This is a genomic window from Chloroflexus sp., assembly GCF_056331925.1.
Map to the genome: position 1 here is coordinate 38,165 of NZ_JBWGQH010000001.1, position 20,484 is coordinate 58,648.

The window sequence follows — 20,484 nt, forward strand, 5'->3', positions numbered from 1 at the left end:
CACGTCTGCAACTATCTTGTACCGAGATGAAACTCCGAGCTGCGATAGGGAAGTTCGGAAAGCGCGTCGGTATCACCCCGTCCCCCCTCATCATCGCCGATAATCTCAATCGTTGCCAACCAAAGCCGACCCACCCCAAGCGCACCATCACCGCGCACCGACAAACGTCCTTCCGGTGATGGATCGGTCGGTCGGTACCAGCCGATCAGAAGCTGATACTCGCCCGGCGGTAGATCGTGCGGCACATGAACGGCACGGTCGTCACGAGCCGGCTTGCCCGGCAACCATGTGCTCGTCGGTAGGTAGCCGGCTAACGGTTGCCCATCATCACCCGCTACCGGTGGCTGTTCGCAATCGCGGCAGAGATGAATGAACAGACTGTAGTCTTCCGCCAACGGCCGGCGGACATCCCAGAACAGACTCAACGGGATGTTGCCGCCGGCACGGTATACCCCCGGCCCGGCCAGTGTGGTGGCCTTCAGCGTATACCCCAACAGGATCAGATCATCGCCAAATGTCGCCGTCACGGGCGTGGCCGGCTCAATCACCGCACCGGTGATATAGGCTTCCGGTGCTTCCTGGCAAAAGAGGTGGACGCCTTGAAAACGCCAAATCCCGCACGGCCATGTCCGCTGCTCACGGCTAAAAGCCCAGAAATTGCCGACGAGTCCGTACTCATCGCCGGGCAATGGCGGATCAACAGTACGAGCATGGTCTGGCGCAATCACCAAAAAGCTGCGGGTATAGCCGGCTAACGCGACCCGTCGCTCGGCATCCCAATCACGCTGACTATAGCTGGTTTCGCCCATCCAGAAATTGGCGAAGGTTAGGGGCGACGGGGCAGGATCGGCACTCAAGCGCGCCATGTAGTAGTCGTACAACGGTCGTAGATAGCCGGGATGGACGACGACTGCATCATCGGGATGGAGCCGACGGGCCAATTCGGTGATGGCTTCACGGTACTGTTCTTTGACCGGGTCGCCTGAGAAGAGACCGAACCGCGGCTGAAAGAGCGACCAACCACCGGTGATCAGCACTCCGCCGAGAGTCAATGACCCGATCACCGTCGCTAACCGCCAACCCGACCCACCGTCACGCTGTGGCGCCAACCCTAGCGCCAACACCACCACCCACACCGGAAAGATGATCATCAGATAGCGCGCTTCGTAGAGACGGGTGAGTACCAACTGAAGTGCGAAGAGCAACAACGGTACCCCACCCATTATCCCCAAGACTAGTGCCGTCCGATGCGAGATAGTACATACTACAATCAAGCCCAAGACCATCAGCACCAGCCACGGAACGAACCACACCCACGGCACATCGCCCGGCCAACGGTCGAGGCTAAAGCGGGTAAAGGTCAGCCACAACGCTCGTAGCGGATCGGCCGCAATTGACGCACCGCTGGTAGCACGGTCACTACCGATCCCGGCTACCATTGCCGCAATCATCCCCACCCCAATGAGCAGAAGACCGGCCGCGATAAGCCATGCGTAACGGCGTGGACGGCTGAACAGCCATATCAGTGCCGCACTCAAGGTCAATAGTGCCGTTAAACGGTGGATAAAGAAGGCAACAATCGCCAATCCGAACAGCCATCCCCAATCTGCGGTCCGATCGTGCTGCACCGCACGCAATGTCAACCAGAGCATTGCCGCGCTGACCAACAAAACGAGCGCATAGACCTTTGCCTCTTGTGCGTACCATAGGGCAAAAGGCGACCACATACTGATCAGCATTGCCGCCACAGTGACAATAGCGCGCCGCCGGTCGGTGGGCACCGCTGCCCGTGCTGCCAACGCCAGCAGCGGCACACTGAGCGCACCGGCCAGCGCCGAGGGCAGCCGTAATGCCCATTCGCTTGTCCCGGCTACAACCATCCACGCCTTGAGTAAGAGGTGGTAGAGCGGATAGGCCGCATTGGGTCGCACCAAATCAAGCAACAGTACCGACCACGGCTGCATCGCCATAGCCCAACTGTTGCCCTCATCAAGCCAGAGGCTCTGAGCATCAAGCCGGTAGAGGCGGAGAACTAGCGCAGCCAAACCACTGAGGATAAAGAACACCGACCAGCTCCATCTCATTACCCAACCTCCTGCTGATGGTGGAGCAACGCATAGTCGGCGTATGTGCATCGATAGGCGAGACAATCGATCTCCAACTGTACTATCGTCATGCCCAACTCCTACCGCGTACTGCCGCCACAAAGGCTGCTTCGTAGCGAGCCGCGGTATTCGCCCACGTCAATTCTTCGATAATCCGCTGGCGTGCTGCGGCACCTAACCGCTCGGCCAGCGCCCGATCGGCGATCAATCGGCCAATCGCAGCGGCGAGCGCTGCCGGATCACGTTCAGGAACGATCAAGCCATGTACCCCATCGCTGATCACATCAGGTACACCGGCCACCCGCGCAGCCACAATCGGTCGCGCTGCACCCATCGCTTCCAGCAAGACGTTGGGCAGCCCATCCACCCCATCACGGATAATCGGGAGCGCAAACACATCGGCCGCTGCCATCGCCATCGCTGCCCATGCCCGATCGAGCTGGCCGGTAAAGATAACCATCGGTGCAATACCCAAGCGAGCGGCTTGTGCTTCGAGCGCCGGACGCAGATCGCCGTAACCGGCAATCACTAACCGCGCTGTTGGATGCATACGTAACACTGCCGGCCACGCATCGAGTAGAACGCTAAACCCCTTTTTCGCCACCAACCGGCCCAAACCCAACACGAGCGGCGCATCGGCAGGAATGTGCCACACATCCCGAAAACGCTGTGCGGCCGCTGGATCGGGCCGAAACTGTATGGGGTCAACACCATACGGAATGACAAACGTGCGCGCGGGATTGGCCCCCAAACGTACCCCGCGCATACTCAGATCGGCGCTACACGCCGTTACCACTGCCGCCTGTCGGAACACCAAGCCGGCAAACTTCCCCATCACCGGCTGCGTCTCGGCCAGATAGATGTCGCTGCCGTGTAAGCTCACCACCAGCGGCAATTGGGCTGACAGCGCTGCCAAGGCTGCCGGTGGACCGTTGGGCAACACCCAATGCGCTTGTACCAGATCAAACGGCTGACCAACAGCCTGTGCTCGCCGCAATTCCCGTCGCAACGCCCACCACGACGCCGTCAAGGCAAAGGGTGCGGCCAACCATGCCCGTTCACGCACCTGCGTATCGCTCTGCAACGATTGCGCATACCCCCAGATATTCAATGCTGGATGCGGAGCATAACGAAAAAAGCGTAGCTCAATCCCCCGCTCACGCGCATTGCGCCGCAGATCGGGATGCCACGGCGCAATCAGCGTCACCTGATGACCACGAGCCACGATACCGGCTGCAATCTCTTCGATAAACGGAGCGGTAGTCTCGCGCGGGTATTTCGGTAATGAAGAAGCCAACATGAGGATACGCATACGACAATCTGTTTATGAATCGGGAATGCGATAGATAAAGGCGCGAAAATCGGGCGTCGGGCTAGCATAGAGCAATTCAAACCCATCAATCACCATGCCAGGCTGGTTGCTATGATCCATCAACGGTGCCAGCAAGCGTCCGGCATCACCCTTTACCCGCATCTGATTTTCGAGTACCAAATAGCGCGCACCGTAATGACGAGCAATCTGGAGCAACAAAGCCCGATCATCGGTATTCGGAATCATGACTGCCGGCCGCTCGGTATGCCAATTAACCTGCCACGGCAAGCGGGTCATAATCACCGCATCAGGCGGCGTATTGGCCTGCACCCATTCGTAGGCAGCGAGGTCTTGCTGCCAAATACGCGGTTCGTTCCGTATTTTGTCGTCAATATCGGCCTGCGATCCGGCCACAATGGTTCCAATCGCTACCAACGCCAACACCAGCCCCAGCGGTGCCCAACGCCGATCGCCGATTGCCGCCAACCGGTCGTAACCGGCCCAGATCATCCACGCCGCCAAAAGTGCCAGCCACGGAATGATCATCACCCAGTACCGTTCCTCGTTGGTACGCCAGTAGGTGAGCATGAAGGCAATGTACGGTGTGTAGGCAAAGAGCATGAGGCTCAACCATTGCCGTCGGAAGACCACCGCAGCAAACACACCGGCCAGCGCTAACCACGCACCTAGCGGGGTGAGAATATTTTTGCGCGCGTCATGACTAAACAGTACCGCCAACGGTTCCGGCAACCCCGGCCACGCCGGCATCAGATACGCCCGTAACTCGCGCACCTGCGTCATAAACTTGGTCAGCGTGGCATCGAACCCCCAGCGCAAGATCCAACTGCGGTCAGGCACTCCCGGTCCTCCCCATGCCGGGGCAAAGACGCGGTAAATTTCCGACCACGCATCGCCACTCACACCACGGTAATCCAGCACCCACGCATCGTGGCTTTCGGTGCTGTAGACCGGTTTGCCGAACAGGATCATGTTCCGCACCAAATAGGGCGAGAGGACAAGGAGCGCCAGCGCTGACCAGACCACCACCGGGGTCAACCGTGTGCGAAGCTGTTGCCAGCGTTGCGGCCAAGTTGGGAGAGTTCGTAGCTCGTGGGTGAGCAACGATAGTTGCCACAGACCCATACCCAGCGCAAACATAGCACCACTCGGTTTTTGCAACATCATTAGCCCGGTGGAAACGGCTGAAATGAGCAACCAACGCCACCGACGCCCCTGATCGGTATGGCTACGCAACAGAGCGGCCAGCGCTGCCATATTGAATACGACAAAGCCTAAATCGTTGGTCACGTAGATCGACAGGCGAAAAAAGAGATAGTTGGTCAGCACGAGAATGACCGCCGTTACCCCGACCCGCCGATCCCAGAGCCAGCTCCCAACCGCGTACATCAGCCCCACCAGGATGAGATCGAAGATAAAATTGGGAATCTTCGCCGCCCATGCCGTTGGACCGAACAGCGCAAAGAAGGGCACGATCCAGACCGGCTGCAACAACGGCCACGTCTCTTGCGGGCGCGTCAAACCTTCGTACACGGTGTAGAATTGGCTGACGTAATCGACCACCCACCCCCGCCCACGCACTAAATTACGGGCCACGATGGCATTATCGCTGTAATCGGCGTGTCCGACGTAGGGCAACGTAGCGGCGACCACTACCTCAAAGCCCAACCAGAGCAGGGTAAAGCCTACCAACACCACCCACGCACCTCGTCGGGCCGCAAACCAATCGACAATTGCATCGCTCAGACGCGGCAACCCGGCCCGGCCATAGGTTAACCCTAACGCCACCAATGCTGTCCCCAAGAGCGCCAGTAGGAGCGAATCAGGAAAGGTCTGCCAGAATAACCGCACGCCGATCACTGCTGACCAATTGATGGCGTGCAGGAGCACATAGCCAAAACAGAGCAAGGCAACACCGACCAGCCCATACCCAAGCGCCTGACCCTGGTTATAGCGCCGTACCAACATCTGGATTAAGGACACTAACGGTTGACGATAGGCAATCACCAGCAATACGAACAAACCGGTCATCGCCACCTGCAAGATCGCTGCCATCCAGATGCGTGCCAACGCCAAACCGATTGCTGCCGCACCGATACCCAGCGCGGCACCACCATAGACCAGCGGCGGACTCAGCCGCAACCGCGCTAACAGGATGTAGAGCAGCACAGCATTCCAACCGAGCAAGGCGACTGCCGGCCATGCAGGCGGCAAGAATAGCGCCGGCTCGCTCGCCGGCTCAATCCGCACCTCGGCCAGCCGTACCCCCTTCTGACGTGGATCACGACTATCGGCCAACGTCGCCGAGGTTTGCAATGTAATCGTCAGATCACCGGCGCGGTGCGCAATGCCCGGCACGGTGAACGTGTACGTCTCCCAACGTACCGACGGCGTAAACTCACCGACCGGCGTCTCATCGATCCAGACCGTCACCGTCGGTTGCCAACCGATCTCCGCCGGCCAACCCTGTGCGGTCAGTGTGACTTGCAGCGGTGAACCGGCGCCAACATTCGGCAACACCAACACCGCTCGTTCGCGTGTCCAACGTGACCGTCCGGTTGGCGAATCGGGGGTTAGCTCATCGGCGAACAACTCACCGCGCTGCACCGGAGCTGCTCCCAACCCCGGACTCACGCCGAAAAAGAGCCGATCACCGAGCCAACCGATTGCCACGCGGCCTTGTGGTGGCGCTTGATAGGCCATCGCCCCGGCCAACAGGGTGAGCGTCAGAATCAACACCAGCGCGCGCACCGTCGCCCAGACTACGTATCGGTCTCCGGTTACGTGCAGCTTCTCAATAACTGAACGATCGCTAACGGCCATAATACACCTTACCCGGTTGGCCTAATGCCGACGGCTATTATACCGCCAATTATGCTGAGCTATAGCTCACAGCAAAATGATGCACCGATGGGATGCACCGATTACACGAATGCAGATTTCTACTTGTCCGTGCTACAATATATTCATTGTTACAGGAGACAGTTATGAGCGATCAGAATATACTTGATCCAAAGACCACTGCTAGGACAATCAACCTAGTGGAAGACCAAAAAAGCCATCTGAGTCATATTGCCCAGCTTGCCGTGTTACGAGCTTTACAACGCTGTGTTCAAACGGTAGCCTCCGACATTGCCACATGTATCGGTCAGAAAAGTTTTGAAATTGTCTTGGTTCATCACCTTATCGATGAACATGACCGATTGTTGATCGAAACGGTGCGACAATTCGTTTCAAGACAACCCAGATCGAGAGAACCGGTAACCCGCCAACCAGACGTGCCGGTTCTAGGGACTAATTCGCTCGCGGCAATGATGAGTCCGGTTCCAGCGATGCTTGACAGTATTAGCAATAGTATTCAGGCGCTCGCTGCCGTTGCCGAGAACACGGCCAAACTTGTCGCTCTTTTGCGCAGCGATTACACACTCTACCCGACCAACACTACCATCGACCAAGCGACCCTCTATGCCGCGCTCGCCCACAGCCTCCTCGCTCAGCAGCAGCGTGTCTATACCTTCCCACCGCTTGAGGCAGATACCCAGCAGTTTCCTATTGAACATACACTGCGCGAAATTTTGTTAGAACTACTAAACAAATCAACACCCGATGATTCCAAAGAGAACGATGCTCATATTCTGAAGCAGCTCTTCAATCTCCTGATCACTTCGCAATCGGTCACTACACCACCGGCAGACACCTCAACCGAATCACTTCTCTTCCGCGTTCTCCTTGCCGAACGCCTCTTGAACAGTACCCAAAACGGTCAGCCACGCTTTCACCAACTTGCCGCACGAGTGACACAATCGGGTTGTGATCTGATCGCGAAGAAAAACTTTTTCAACTCAGGCTTCCTGATCTTTGTCGGTGGCTGTACGGTTGAATATACGCTGGCCACGCCAAACGGCAACGTTATTGCGGCAAATGTTGTTCAAAGTTCCGAGCAAGTCACGTTTAATCTCGGTTCTGGCAAACTGACCCATCGCCCGCTCACGCCTCCGTCGGGTTGAAGTGAACCGTTCAGTATATCGGCAGTTGCATTGCACCGCCAAGCCTGTTATCATCAGGCGCTATGATCTGGACAATCTCTGACCTCCATCTTTCGTTTGCCCGTCCTAAGCCGATGGACATTTTCGGTCCCGGTTGGAAAGATCATCCCGAACGGATCGCCCAAGCGTGGCGCAATCGGGTCGCCGCCGACGACTGGATTCTGATTGCCGGTGACATCTCGTGGGCAATGAAATTACCGGATGCACTGATCGATTTACAGTGGATCGACGCCTTGCCCGGCACAAAGGTATTGATCCGCGGGAATCACGACTACTGGTGCCCACGCAGTGTCAACTCGATCCGCCGCCATCTACCGCCGAGCCTGCGCCTGATCGGCGCCGATGCTCTCGATATCGGCGAGGCCGTGGTCTGTGGTACGCGCGGTTGGATTACCCCCGAAACTCCCGGCTTCAGTGAGAAGGATCAACCGATCTATCAGCGTGAACTGGGGCTATTAGCTCGCGCCCTCACCGCCGGACGCCATCTTGCCATCGGCAAGCCGCTGATCGTGATGATCCACTTCCCACCGTTTGTGAATCGCCAGCCGACCGAGTTCGCCCGTATGATCGCTGCCAGCGATGCGACGACATGCATTTACGGTCATTTGCACCGGCGGTACGATTGGGATAACGCGGTGCAAGGCCGAGTCGATGGGGTGTACTATCAATTGACGGCATGTGATTATCTGGGGTTTGGACCGGTAGCCGTCCGCGGGCTTGATTCGTAACGCCGCCACTCGAGCAGCGTTACGATAGAGCTTATAGGCGGTGAAACACGTCACGGATTTCGGTTAACAACCGCTCAACAATAGCCCGCATTTCACCAATGGCTACGTCGAGATTGTTGTCGGTTGGGGCCGCATCTTCGTTCGGCATCAGTAACCACAACACCAGGTAGATGATCACGCCAATTCCGTTCACCAACCCCAACCCGACAAAGATCAACCGCACAATAATCGGATCAATCCCAAAATAACGCGCTAACCCACCGGCTACTCCGGCCACCATACGCTCGGTCCGCACACGTAAGAGCCGTTGCGTTTGCGTGGTCATAGTACCTCCTCATATTCTATCAACTCTGACCTGGGTATATGACGATAGCGGTACGGTGCCGGTTGCGGCTTTCTGGTGTACTGTGCTGCAACATCTCGGAGCGGCGTTCCGGCAATCTAAATCAATAGAACCATTGTATACCAAACAATATAGCTGCCGTTTAGTACATATATGTATAGGTATCTTTGTGTTCTTTTCAGTAAAATTATCAATAGTAATACGATAAATTGTAGTATTTGATCATTATTACAAATCGATTACAATATCAGTATGATGATCGCATATCTGAATTTACGTTGACGACCAATCAATAATGACAAACACATCATCATCGATCACTTCAACCGGATATGTGGCGATCCGCAATCCAACCGGCGGCACAAGACTCTTACCGGTACGCACGTCGTATGTCCAACCGTGCCATGGACACGTGACCGTATGACCGATCAACACACCTGCCGACAGTGGCCCACCCTCGTGTCGGCAACTGTCGCTAAAAGCGTAAATCGTCCCGGCGACATTCGCTAACCCAATTGGTAAGCCATCGATCTCAACGTAACGCATCTGACCGGGGAGCAGCTCACTGCGATGACAAACTTTGAACCGTTCCATAACCATTCTTCCATTGACAGTCATCTTCTCGATCCGGTACAGTACAAACAACACGCTATAATAACCCTTATTAACACGTTTGGCTTTTCGCCTGTTGCCACAGTTCGAGGTGATCCTATGCCGCCGCTTGCAATTAATCAACGCCAACTGGAAACGCTGAGTCAGCTCCTTATTGCCGGCGGTCATCACGAAGTGGCCGATTTGCTTCAGTCATCGCTCGACCGCTTGATTGCCTTCTGGCCGGCTCAAGCCGGCGCCTTGCTCTATATCTCTCCCTACGGTGAGACGATTAAGGTCACCCGCGGTCAGCTCGACGCCGAAACGAATTCGTTGATCGAACAGGCACGTGAAGGGTTTGCTCGACGCGATGATAACGGCGAACCGATTGTTGGTTCGTACTCGATTGACGATAGTCGCGATCTGATCGAGTTGCCATTACAGAGTGGTGGTCAGGGGGTTGGGTTGCTCCATCTCGTGGTAAGTCGCACCGATCAACAATCCGGCAACCAACAGCCACTCGACGAAGAACTCCTCGTGCTGCTGGTGCGCGCCATCGGTGGCGAAGCCGATAAGATTGCGATGTTGCGGCGTGCCGAGCGAGATCTGCGGGAACTGCATTTACTCTACGAGATCGGGCAGTCGCTCGCCGTGAACCTTGATCTGAACAGCCTGCTCAACGATATCAAACTGCGGGCGCCGAAGGTGGTCGGAGCCGAACGATGTTCGATTTTCATTCTCGATGAAGAGACCAACGAGCTGGTACTGGAAATACCCGGTGAGCAGCGCCAGTATCGTATGCCGGCCGACCGCGGGATCGCCGGTTGGGTCGTGACCCATGGGGTCGGGCAGATCGTCAACGATGTTGAGCATGATCCACGCTGGTATGATGCGATCAGCCGTGAAGCCGATTTTGTGACCCGTTCTATCGTGTGTGTGCCGATGCGGGTGAAAGATCGGATCATCGGCGCAATGCAGTTGCTCAACAAGATTAATGGTCAACCGTTTAGCGAGCAGGATTTGCAACTGCTCACTACACTTGCTGCCCAAGCGGCTATTGCCATCGAAAATGCACGCCTGTACCAACGGTTAAAGGAAGAACGTGACCGGTTACTGCAAAAAGAAGCCGAGGTACGGCACGCAATCGCTCGCGATCTCCACGATGGCCCGACTCAGAGCATTGCCGCAATTGCGATGAATATCGAGTTTATTAAGCGTCTGTTTAAGGCAATGCCGGAACGTGTCCCCGCCGAACTCGATACGCTCGCCGAGTTAGTCCAAAAGACGACCCACGATATTCGTAACTTGCTCTTTGAGTTGCGACCACTTGGCCTCGAAACACAAGGTTTGTTAGTAACCCTCCAACAGTACGTTGAACGTTGGCGTGATCCCTCGGGTCACGATACGAAACTGCGGCTCGAAGCGCCGGCTCACGTGCCACGGCTCCCTCCTGAAATTGAGGGTGCCATCTTTATCATTTTGCAGGAAGCTATTAATAACGCCCGCAAGCATGCGCGCAGCGATTCGATCACGATTTATCTGTATGTCGAAGAGGATCATCTTGTGGCGAGTGTGCGTGACCGTGGGTGCGGATTTAACGTCGCTGCAGTGGAGAGTGGCTATACCAACCGCGGTAGCCTCGGTCTGCTCAATATGAAAGAGCGTGCTCGCCTCATCGGCGCCGATCTCCGCATTCGGAGCGAGATTGGGCAAGGAACGACGGTAGAGCTGCGGATCCCGCTCAATCAAACTCCGTAAAACGACGACGGAGCAGGTTTGATACCTGCCCCGCGTTTTCAACCTGTCCTCCTGCGTTATTGTACGGCGCGGGTAGCTAATGCATCCTTCACCAGGCCGGCAATATCGGTGGGCATGCGGGCAACCCGTACCCCAACGCTTTCCAGCGCTGCAATCTTCTCTTGTGCAGTGCCTTCGCCACCGCTGATAATCGCGCCGGCATGACCCATCCGCTTCCCGGACGGGGCCGTCTGCCCGGCAATGAAGCCAACGACCGGCTTAGTTACGTGTGCTTTGATATACGCGGCAGCCTCTTGCTCGGCCGTACCACCAATCTCACCGATCAGCACAATCGCCTCGGTCTGCGGATCGGCTTCAAACATCGCCAGTACATCGATAAAGTTGGTTCCGATAATCGGATCACCTCCAATACCGACGATAGTGCTCTGACCGATTCCAATCCGGGTAAGTGCATCAACGGCCTCGTATGTCAAGGTGCCCGATTTGCTGACAATACCCACCGGCCCCGGCATTGCGATGTTCCCCGGAATGATCCCAACTTTGGCTGCGCCCGGCGTGAGTAGCCCAGGACAATTCGGCCCGATCAGCCGCACACCACACTCTTGGACAAACGCATAGGTGCTGACCATATCAAGCGCCGGTATCCCTTCGGTAATGCAGACAATGAGGGGAATCCGCGCTGCCGCCGATTCCCGAATTGCATCAGGGGCAAACGGGGCCGGAACGTAAATCACCGCTGTGTTGGCTCCGGTCGCCGCAACGGCTTCCGACACCGTATTAAACACCGGCACTCGCCCATCAATCGCCATCTGGCCGCCTCGCCCCGGTACTACTCCGGCTACTACGTTCGTGCCGTAGTCAAGCATTTGACGGGTGTGAAATTCGCCCTCTTTGCCGGTAATGCCTTGTACCAACAACCGGGTGTTGGCATCGATCAAGATGCTCACGCACGCCTCCTTGGTAAAGCTGAACACGAGCTAGGTCACATGTACGTCACTATGCAACTATATCATCACTACTATGCAAACAATCGCTACCGTCGCAAAAGACGTTGCCTCGCTATGGCGCGCATTGTACCATGTCACTAACCTTCAGTACGCATCTTGCGCTGAGCGGTCTGAGGGCGTCCCTTCCGCTTCTTGGACAATTGTCACTCCTGCTGAGGTCCCGATTCGGTTTGCTCCGGCAGCAATCAGTGCCTGTGCTGCGGCTAGCGAGCGCACTCCTCCCGACGCCTTGACGCCAATCGTCGGCCCTACCGTCGCCCGCATCAGCGCAATATCAGCTACGGTTGCGCCACCCGGTCCAAAGCCGGTACTGGTCTTGACGAAATCGGCCCCGGCCCGTACTGCCAACAGACAAGCCATCACTTTTTCGCGATCGGTAAGGAGGCCGGTTTCGATGATCACCTTAACCAGGACTCCACTCGCGTGAGCTGCATCGGTGACCGCCCGAATATCGTCAGCTACGACATGATATTCCCGCCCACGTAATGCACCGATTGCCATCACCATATCAACTTCGCGCGCACCATGCCCAATTGCTTGCACCGTCTCAAACACTTTCACCTTCGTGGTGGTAGCGCCCAACGGAAAGCCGATGACGGTACCTACCCGCACCGGTGACCCTGCCAACGCGCGCGCACAACGTTCGACGTAACGCGGATTAACGCAGACACTGGCAAAACGATACCGTTCGGCTTCATTACAGAGGCGATCAATCTGATCGACCGTTGCTTCAGGCTTTAAGAGTGTATGATCGATGAAGCTGGCAATAGGTATGTCTGAAGCAGGTGGTGGCTGGTACGGCAACGGCGTACCGGTTGGTAAGCCGACGAGTGCATCGACTTGCGCACGCACCTGCGCGATCAGGTCTTCCACGACAAGGCTCCTCTTGACGGATAACTCATTGATCCGGCATTATTCACGTTGCTATTGTAGCACAGCCGGTCAAGGTATTCGCTAAATCGCGATGATAGGCATATACCATGGAGCGGGTAATATGCAGTTTGATGTGATAGGGGTAGGTGTCGCAAGTTGGGATATTATTGGAGTTACGGCTACCCCACCGGTGATCGGGCAGAAGCAACCGTTAGCCGGATGGGCCGAGATGGGAGGTGGTCCGGTCGCTACAGCCCTAGTTACCCTCGCCCGCCTAGGATTACGGGTAGCATTGTTTAGCGCTGTCGGAGATGATCATTACGGCACTGCCATTCGCACCGAACTCCACCACTTCGGAGTTAACACGTCACTGATGGCGACCCGACACGGCTCATCACACGCGGCCATTGTGCTGGCCGAACCGGGTAGCGACCGCCGCACGGTCTGGTGGTACAACGAATCGACAGTCCTCGCCAATCTTGAATTTCCCATCGAACTTGCCACCCAGACCCGTGCCTTACTGGTTGATAGCCATCTGCCGGCAGCCCTGACCGCAGCCCAACACGTGCGTGCCGCCGGTGGGCGCATTATGATCGACGCCGAACGGGTTAATCCTACCGTTATCGAACTCCTCCCGCTGTGTGATGATATTGTTGTCTCGGCCAATTTTGCTCGTGCGTTGACCGGTTTGTCAGATTTGGAGATGGCAACTCGCGCGTTGGCCGAACGGTACGCACGGCTCGTTGTCGTCACTGCCGGTGAAGCGGGCAGTTGGGCGTGTAACGATGGTGAAGTGATATACACGCCGGCATTTCCAACTCAACCGATCGATACGACCGGCTGTGGCGACGTATTTCACGGTGCATTGCTGTTTGCACTGCTCCGCGGTGATCCATTACCGATAGCATTGCGATTTGCCAGTGCGGCTGCAGCCCTCAAGACGCGCGGTCTTGGTGGTCGCAGCGCTTTGCCAACCCTGGCTGAAATTGAGGCATTGGTGCGAAGTTAGAATGCTATTTGCCGGTGACGCATATGAATACTTTGCACCAAACCGACGGCGGCAAGTGTCGTGACCATAAAACTACCACCAGCCGAGACAAACGGCAACGGCAGACCGGTCACCGGTAGCAGACTCATATTCATGCCGAGGTTGATCAACGTATGACTGAAGAGCATGCCAAAAACGCCCAAGGCGATCAAACGCCCAAACTGATCACGTGCCTTAGCAGCGACTGTTAACGTCTGCCAAAGCAAGATGGCGAAAAAGACGATCAAGACAGTTCCACCGATAAAGCCTAATTCTTCACCGACGACGGCAAAAATGAAGTCGGTATGCTGTACCGGTACATAATTGCCTTGACTAAAGAGGCCACGTGTCAGACCAGCTCCGGTTAGCCCCCCGGCGCCGATCGCATTGAGCGCTTGAATGACGTTGTAGGCAGCATTAAAATCAACCGCCGCCGGATTGGTCAGCAGGTAGTAGAAGGTGCTAAGCCGGATCTGCTGATAGTCATCGAGAACGTAGTGCCAGGCTACCCATGCGAACGGAATAAACGCTGCAAACAATAATCCCAGTTGGCTCAGACGCATCCCACCACCCCAAGCGATGGCCAACCAAATACTCGCCATCACGAGGGAAGTTCCCAAATCGGGCTGCACAAACACCAGTGCCATCGGTACAGCGGCTATCACCAACCCACCGGCTTGCACCAACCAACTACCACCGCGGTCGGCGTAGCGTTGCCAGTAGGTAGCCAACGCGAGGATCAACACCAATTTGCTTAGCTCTGCCGGTTGAAACGTTCGTTCGCCGATCGCGATCCAACTTCGCGCACCTTCACTCACCCGACCGATGACCAATACTGCTGCCAGCAAGCACACGATGCCGATGTAGAGTGGACGAGCAAGGCTCGACAGCAGGCGATAGTCGAATACCATCATTGCGACCATCGCGATTAACCCGACGACGATGTAAATGAGCTGACGTTCAAAGATAGGGCGCAACGGTAAGCCATTACCGGCGACGGCATTCAAGGTGGCGCTATGTAGAGCCAAACCACCGAACACCAGCAAGACGACGACACTACCGATAATTGCCCAATCAACATCACGCCAACGTCGTGTGTCCACCGTTCACCTCAACCCGACTCAGCAGCGGACGTTCTACCGCCGCCGCTATGCGTGCAAGCTGATGCATCATCGCAGCAAAGCTGTCCGGTATAAGCGCCTGTATCCCATCACAGACTGCGTAGGCCGGATTATCGTGTACTTCGACGATCAATCCATCGGCGCCGGCTGCTATTGCGGCGCGCGCCATAGGAATGACAAGATCGGCCCGCCCACTCGCGTGTGATGGATCGACGATCACCGGTAGATGCGAGAGCTGTTTGATCAGTGGTACGACCCCCAAATCAAGGGTAAAGCGCAAACTGTCGTCGAAGGTACGAATGCCTCGCTCGCACAGCACGACGTTTGAATTCCCCTCGGCCAAAATGTATTCTGCCGCTAAGAGCAAATCTTTCACCGTGGCGGCAAATCCACGCTTCAGCAAGACAGGTCGCTGAGTGCGTCCAACTGCCCGCAACAGCGAATAATTTTGCATATTGCGCGCACCGATCTGCAACATGTCGGCATATTCAACCACCAACGGCAACGTCTCGGTATCCATGACCTCGGTCACCACCGGCAGACCGGTCAGTTCACGCGCTTCGGCTAATATGCGTAAGCCGGCTTCGCCTAAGCCCTGAAAAGAATACGGTGAGGTGCGCGACTTGTACGCTCCACCGCGTAGCATGATCGCACCGGCCGCACGTACTGCCCGTGCAACGTTGAGGGTCTGTTCTCGACTTTCTACCGTACATGGACCGGCGATTACCGCAATACCGGCCCCACCGATCGGTACACCACTGACCTCCACCACCGTATCGAGTTCTTTAAACTCACGACTGACGCGCTTGTAGGGTGCGGTTACCCGTATCAACTGACTCACACCGGGCAACCGCTGCAACCGCCCGGCCTGCTCGATTGGGCCTTGGTTACCGGTAATCCCGATGGCAGTTCGGGTCGGGCCGGGCATTGGGTGTGGCGTAAACCCCATCGCCCGAATCTCGGCGCAAACAGCTTCGATCTGCTCCGCCGTCGCGTGTGCTTCCATTACGACAAGCATAGACAAGCTGGCGGTTGGCAGTAATCACGTGACCGTGCCAACCGCATTGCCGGACCTAAAGGTCCGTTCACCGTATACAACGCGATTACTCGTAGATCCAACCATCAAGGGTACGGTTCCAATCACCGATGAGTTCGTGGGGTTGAAAGAAAATGGCCGTTTCTCGTTCTCCACTCTCCGGCGAATCAGAGGCATGGATCAGATTTCGACCAATATCCACACCAAAATCGCCACGGATCGTACCCGGTGCTGCCTTCGCCGGATTAGTTGCGCCAACCATTGTTCGCACCAACTCGACTGTGCCCGGCTTCCCGGCTACAACAGCTACCACCACCGGCGCCGACGTGATGTATTTCACCAAACCTTCAAAGAAGCTCTTGCCCTCGTGCTCGGCATAGTGACGGCGAGCGAGCGCTTCATCAACTTGCATCAGCTTGAGACCTTGAAACTTCAGCCCGCGCTGTTCAAATCGGCTGATGATCGTTCCGATCAGCCCGCGCTGGACAGCATCAGGTTTTAAAATCAGTAATACGCGTTCCATGCATACCTCATGGCATCAAACAATGAATTCCGTTTCCGTTGGTCAGTATACCATATGCCGGATATTTCCCAACAATTGCCGCTACTACGTAAGCCGCCTGAGACGCAAAATATAAAGGCAACGCACAGCGTTGCCTTTGCCCCAAATCATCCAGCCTTCACACTTATTTAGATCGGCACTGCTTCACTAATTCGCTTTGCTGCACGACGCATCTCCATCTTCACCAACCCGAGATTGACGGTACGCTGCGTGATCACGACAAGGATCAAATCTTTTGCTTCAAGCAGTAAGATTGAACCATCTTTCGCATCGATAATCGAGTCGACGAGATTACCGACACCAAGCCGCCGGGTCGCTTTGTCGATTTCGCCGAAGACAGCCGCCGACATTGCGCCTAGTATCTCAGCATCTTCTTCATCGAGCAGCGTACTGGCGACAACCAGACCATCTTTGCCAACCAATAGGCTACCGATGACCCCATCGACCCGAATGAGATCTTCTACGATACGGCGCATGCTAAACCTTTCTTGTGGTGCCATCTTAGAGACTACTTTCGTCTAGAAAGAGACGGATCCCTGTTATTCAGCAAAAGTTACACTGTACGCGGCAATTGCCTCATCCAACCGACCTTGCCGCGAGTAGACATCGCCAAGCAACCGGTGTAGGTGACGGAGGACGGTCGTATCGTCAACAGTGTTGATCAGATCCTCCAACTCCTCGGCCATCCGCTCAAGCAGGGTATGCTGCTTGAGTAAGCGACGATAGACTACTGCCATCAATTCGGCCTGTCCGGTCTGCGCACAGAGTCGCGCAATAGTGAAGGCTAACGCATGATTAGTCGGATTCGCACTTAACTGCCGTAAATATTCATCGAGTTTTGCATTCCCCGTTGGGATGAAGTCTTCGGGCGCGCGGGGCCGAAGTGGTGCGCGCGCTGAGCGTCCCCGACCACTACTGGCTGCTTCACGGCGCGCAAAGCGGAGATCATCACGGGTTGGAGTAACACTGCGACGCTCTTCAGCCGACACCGCACGTGCAACCGGCTGTGGCTTGGGACGTTCACTTAAGGGCGGCAACACTACTCGTGCCGGCTCCGGCATCGTCGGCTCAGGTGGCGCCTGCCAAATATCGTCAAGCGCATCGAGTGGCTCAGGGACAAAGCCCATATCTTCCGGTTTTGGCACTGGCTGCGGCTCCTCAACCCGTGGCGCTGTACGTACAGCCTTTGCGACCGAAACAGTTTCCGCAATACTGAAATCGAACAAGTCATCTTCAGCCGTAGTCTCAGCAGGCTGCTCGGATTGTGTGCTGCGCTGCGCCGCCTCAAGCTGTGCAATCTCCTCCGGCGATAACCCCAGCTCTTCCAGCGAGAACGGTTGCAGCTCCGGCTCAGCCAGCGAGAATGGCAGTAACTCTTCACTCTCCGCAGTTTCCGACCCTTCAGCCTTACCGGTCAGCGCACTTACTGCACCGGATGGCACCAAACTCTCATCAAGACCCACCTTAGGCAGACGGAACGTACCGGTCAACCGTTCCGGTGAACCATCATCTTCCCGCAACGACACATCATCGCTTGAGAAATAGGCATTGATATCGGCCTCGGTTAACTCCACCGAACTCAGCGAAGGCTCTTCTGCGCGTGGCAATGAAGCAGCACGCTCAACCAACTTGCTAAAGATCGACGGTCCACTCGGTTCCGGTTCTTTCGGCAATTGGATACCGCCACTACGCGCTGACGGCGCTTGCCAACTGTAAATACCCGGTTCAATCGACTCAGCTAGTGGTGGAGCAGTCGCTGTCTCATCGAGCGCCAAATCGTCAAGCGAGAAAGGCTGGAGCGAAGGTGGCAAATCTTCACCGGTTGAGCCTGCACCAAAATCCAGATCATCCAACGAGAAGGGTTGCAGATCACCAAACTCATCGGTAATTAATGTACCACCTGTGCTTGGCGCTGCCGTCCCCTCAAGCTGCGCGATCTCCTCCGCCGACAACCCCAAATCCGCCAGCGAGAACGGCTTTAGTTCCGGCTCAGCGGACGCGCTTGGCGCCGCCGTCCCCTCGAACTGCGCGATCTCCTCCGCCGACAACCCCAAATCCGCCAGCGAGAACGGCTTTAGTTCCGGCTCAGCGGACGCGCTTGGCGCCGCCGTCCCCTCGAACTGCGCGATCTCCTCCGCCGACAACCCCAAATCCGCCAGCGAGAACGGCTGAAGCTCTGGCTCGGCAGATGGCTCTGAAACTTGCACACCAATCTCATCGAGAGTCAAGCCGGTAGGGGTCACCTTTGCACCGGACAAATTAAAAGCATCAAATTCATCTCCCCCCACGACCGCGGGTCGCGACTCCACAACCTGGGTAGTCGGAGGTGAGAAGAGTAGCATCGCCAATAAATCATCATCTGAAACACCGGCAGCAACCGGAGCCGGCTGTACCGCCGGTGTCAGCCAACTCTCGTCAGCAAAGAAATCATCAACCGGTGCGGTTGCTGCCGGCGAAGCAGCGGCAGCCCGCTTCGCCCGCCACTCTGCTTCATCCCATGCCGGTAGTGACACATCGGGAATCGGCACACCGACCGGCAACTTCTCAAACAACACACTAGCGACCGTCTGATAGGGATCGAGTCGTTGCGCAGCTCGCCAATGTTCGATCCCCCTTTGGTCGCCCTTCTGAAGCAAGATTGTACCGAGGACAAGATGGGCTTTCAGCAAATGAGGACTAAGCTGCAACGCTTTACGACACGTTTCGGCAGCTTCATCGAGTTGACTATGACGCCACAGGGCCTCGATCAAACCAACCCAGGCATCAAGGCGTTCAGGATGTTCAGCGATAAAGTGCTTAAATTCATTGATCGCCTGTGGCAGCATATAACCACGCGCATACAGGCGTGCCAAACCAGAGCGGCTGAGGCGCAACGCGGCGTGCTCGCTACCCCAAGCCTCGGTGTAGAGGCGCACCAACTGAGCGCGTAATTCGGGCATGTCAGGCCGAATTTCTAGCGCTTGCTCGAATTCAGCAATTGCCTTATCAAGACGGCCTTGCCACTCATACGCCATGCCAAGACCAACGTGGGCCGGGATATTTTCTGGATCGGCCTGCAACACTTGCTCAAACGTAGCAATCGCAGCCGACAAATCGCGTTGTGCTAAATACGCTTCGCCGAGAATCCGCTGCGCTTCCAAATTATCGGGATGGTAGGTGAGAATATGCTGGGTCAGGCCAATTGCCTGCTCAATCTGGTTTGCCTCGAGGAATGTTCTGGCTTGTGTATAGGCATCTTGCAGGCTAATAGTCGCCATCCCGGTTCCTCCCACATGATGTGTTGGCGCCGCCTGAAAAAGAGAAGTTATGCGTTGAGGGAACGCAATAGCAGCGCGAATGGTGTTCGCCACATGCTTGCAGTATAGCGCTGAATAATGGGAGGTGTCAAGAACAATCACTCATTTTTACGGTATCGCCGGCGAAAAGACCGTTTACGGAACGAAGAAAATGCACAAAAATACGTAAACGCTGGCAAGCAACACTTGCCAGCGTTCACCGTATGGTCGGGGCGACTGGATTTGAACCAGCGACCTCCTGAACCCCATTCAGGTGCGCTACCGGTCTGCGCTACGCCCCGAACGCGCCTTGATTATACCCCGGTTAAGGCGAAGAGTCAACCTTCACGCCAGATATGTGAGGCAAAAAAGCCTAATGCAGCACCAAACGGGAGTGCGCCAATGCCCCATATCAGAATTGAAGGGAGTAACACAGACAGCCACTGTTCCCAACCGGCGTCCGGGGAGAGTTGTCCGGTAAATAGACCGATCACGGCTGTAAACAGCCCACCCAACACCATTGCCACGAACGCCAGTATCAACGCGCCACGTACAGCCCATCGTAATCGGCGCGCAGGTGAAGGATCGTGTGCCATCACATCCGTACCCACAGATATACAGACTACCCGGTATGGTAGCGAGAAAGCGCGGACCGTCAACTCAGCCTAAACACAACCACCAG

At 56.0% G+C, this 20,484-nt stretch carries 17 protein-coding genes and 1 tRNA gene; 4 read left to right on the plus strand and 14 right to left on the minus strand.

Annotation, left to right across the window (positions count from 1 at the left end):
• Positions 1-11: 11 nt before the first annotated feature.
• The 3 genes from AC01ZF_RS00160 to AC01ZF_RS00170 form a co-directional block, all read right to left on the minus strand.
• Entirely contained in the window at positions 12-2,084 is a 2,073-nt protein-coding gene (locus AC01ZF_RS00160; RefSeq protein WP_424674815.1) for a glycosyltransferase family 39 protein, read from the minus strand.
• 88 nt (positions 2,085-2,172) lie between these two features.
• A complete protein-coding gene (locus AC01ZF_RS00165; RefSeq protein WP_424674816.1) occupies positions 2,173-3,417 on the minus strand; it encodes a glycosyltransferase in 1,245 nt (414 codons plus the stop codon).
• A 12-nt stretch (positions 3,418-3,429) separates the two neighbouring features.
• Positions 3,430-6,258 (minus strand): glycosyltransferase family 39 protein, encoded by a 2,829-nt coding sequence (locus AC01ZF_RS00170; protein WP_476575004.1) that lies wholly within the window; start codon positions 6,256-6,258, stop codon positions 3,430-3,432.
• Between the two features lie 164 nt (positions 6,259-6,422).
• On the opposite strand from AC01ZF_RS00170, the gene AC01ZF_RS00175 reads away from it, so the two are divergent.
• Together AC01ZF_RS00175 and AC01ZF_RS00180 are read left to right on the plus strand one after the other, a co-directional pair.
• Positions 6,423-7,442: a hypothetical protein gene (locus AC01ZF_RS00175; RefSeq protein ID WP_424674818.1), complete on the plus strand. Its 1,020-nt coding sequence runs from the start codon at positions 6,423-6,425 to the stop codon at positions 7,440-7,442.
• Between the two features lie 62 nt (positions 7,443-7,504).
• Positions 7,505-8,209: a metallophosphoesterase gene (locus AC01ZF_RS00180; protein ID WP_424674819.1), complete on the plus strand. Its 705-nt coding sequence runs from the start codon at positions 7,505-7,507 to the stop codon at positions 8,207-8,209.
• Positions 8,210-8,240: 31 nt separating this feature from the next.
• Here the strand turns inward: AC01ZF_RS00180 and AC01ZF_RS00185 are convergent, their stop codons facing one another.
• Both AC01ZF_RS00185 and AC01ZF_RS00190 read right to left on the minus strand, forming a co-directional pair.
• Positions 8,241-8,534, minus strand: a complete 294-nt coding sequence (locus AC01ZF_RS00185) for a PspC domain-containing protein (RefSeq protein WP_424674820.1) — start codon at positions 8,532-8,534, stop codon at positions 8,241-8,243.
• A 291-nt stretch (positions 8,535-8,825) separates the two neighbouring features.
• Positions 8,826-9,146: a Rieske (2Fe-2S) protein gene (locus AC01ZF_RS00190; RefSeq protein ID WP_424674821.1), complete on the minus strand. Its 321-nt coding sequence runs from the start codon at positions 9,144-9,146 to the stop codon at positions 8,826-8,828.
• Between the two features lie 117 nt (positions 9,147-9,263).
• Between AC01ZF_RS00190 and AC01ZF_RS00195 the strand changes: the two genes are divergently transcribed.
• Entirely contained in the window at positions 9,264-10,901 is a 1,638-nt protein-coding gene (locus tag AC01ZF_RS00195) for a GAF domain-containing sensor histidine kinase (RefSeq protein WP_424674822.1), read from the plus strand.
• Between the two features lie 56 nt (positions 10,902-10,957).
• On the opposite strand, the gene sucD is transcribed toward AC01ZF_RS00195, so the two are convergent.
• Together sucD and deoC are read right to left on the minus strand one after the other, a co-directional pair.
• On the minus strand, positions 10,958-11,848 hold the full coding sequence (sucD, locus tag AC01ZF_RS00200) for a succinate--CoA ligase subunit alpha (protein WP_476575005.1): 891 nt from the start codon (positions 11,846-11,848) through the stop codon (positions 10,958-10,960).
• Positions 11,849-11,992: 144 nt separating this feature from the next.
• Complete coding sequence (gene deoC / locus AC01ZF_RS00205; RefSeq protein WP_476575006.1) at positions 11,993-12,781, minus strand: 2-deoxyribose-5-phosphate aldolase; 789 nt, start codon at positions 12,779-12,781, stop codon at positions 11,993-11,995.
• Positions 12,782-12,902: 121 nt separating this feature from the next.
• Between deoC and AC01ZF_RS00210 the strand changes: the two genes are divergently transcribed.
• Positions 12,903-13,790 (plus strand): sugar kinase, encoded by an 888-nt coding sequence (locus tag AC01ZF_RS00210; protein ID WP_424674824.1) that lies wholly within the window; start codon positions 12,903-12,905, stop codon positions 13,788-13,790.
• On the opposite strand, the gene AC01ZF_RS00215 is transcribed toward AC01ZF_RS00210, so the two are convergent.
• The 7 genes from AC01ZF_RS00215 to AC01ZF_RS00245 all read right to left on the minus strand — a co-directional run bounded on the left by AC01ZF_RS00215 (position 13,787) and on the right by AC01ZF_RS00245 (position 20,398).
• A complete protein-coding gene (locus tag AC01ZF_RS00215) occupies positions 13,787-14,911 on the minus strand; it encodes an FtsW/RodA/SpoVE family cell cycle protein (protein ID WP_424674825.1) in 1,125 nt (374 codons plus the stop codon). The two genes, AC01ZF_RS00210 and AC01ZF_RS00215, sit on opposite strands and share 4 nt — an antisense overlap.
• Positions 14,889-15,947 carry a 3-deoxy-7-phosphoheptulonate synthase gene (gene aroF, locus AC01ZF_RS00220; RefSeq protein WP_476575007.1) on the minus strand — a complete coding sequence of 353 codons (1,059 nt, stop codon included), beginning with the start codon at positions 15,945-15,947 and terminating at the stop codon, positions 14,889-14,891. The genes AC01ZF_RS00215 and aroF overlap by 23 nt, the downstream gene beginning before the upstream one ends.
• A gap of 85 nt (positions 15,948-16,032) precedes the next feature.
• Positions 16,033-16,488, minus strand: a complete 456-nt coding sequence (ndk, locus tag AC01ZF_RS00225; RefSeq protein ID WP_424674827.1) for a nucleoside-diphosphate kinase — start codon at positions 16,486-16,488, stop codon at positions 16,033-16,035.
• Positions 16,489-16,655: 167 nt separating this feature from the next.
• Complete coding sequence (locus tag AC01ZF_RS00230; RefSeq protein WP_015941531.1) at positions 16,656-17,003, minus strand: roadblock/LC7 domain-containing protein; 348 nt, start codon at positions 17,001-17,003, stop codon at positions 16,656-16,658.
• 63 nt (positions 17,004-17,066) lie between these two features.
• Positions 17,067-19,784 carry a tetratricopeptide repeat protein gene (locus tag AC01ZF_RS00235; protein WP_476575008.1) on the minus strand — a complete coding sequence of 906 codons (2,718 nt, stop codon included), beginning with the start codon at positions 19,782-19,784 and terminating at the stop codon, positions 17,067-17,069.
• Between the two features lie 243 nt (positions 19,785-20,027).
• Positions 20,028-20,104, minus strand: a tRNA-Pro gene (locus tag AC01ZF_RS00240).
• 36 nt (positions 20,105-20,140) lie between these two features.
• Positions 20,141-20,398: an ABC transporter ATP-binding protein gene (locus tag AC01ZF_RS00245; RefSeq protein ID WP_424674829.1), complete on the minus strand. Its 258-nt coding sequence runs from the start codon at positions 20,396-20,398 to the stop codon at positions 20,141-20,143.
• Positions 20,399-20,484: the final 86 nt, after the last annotated feature.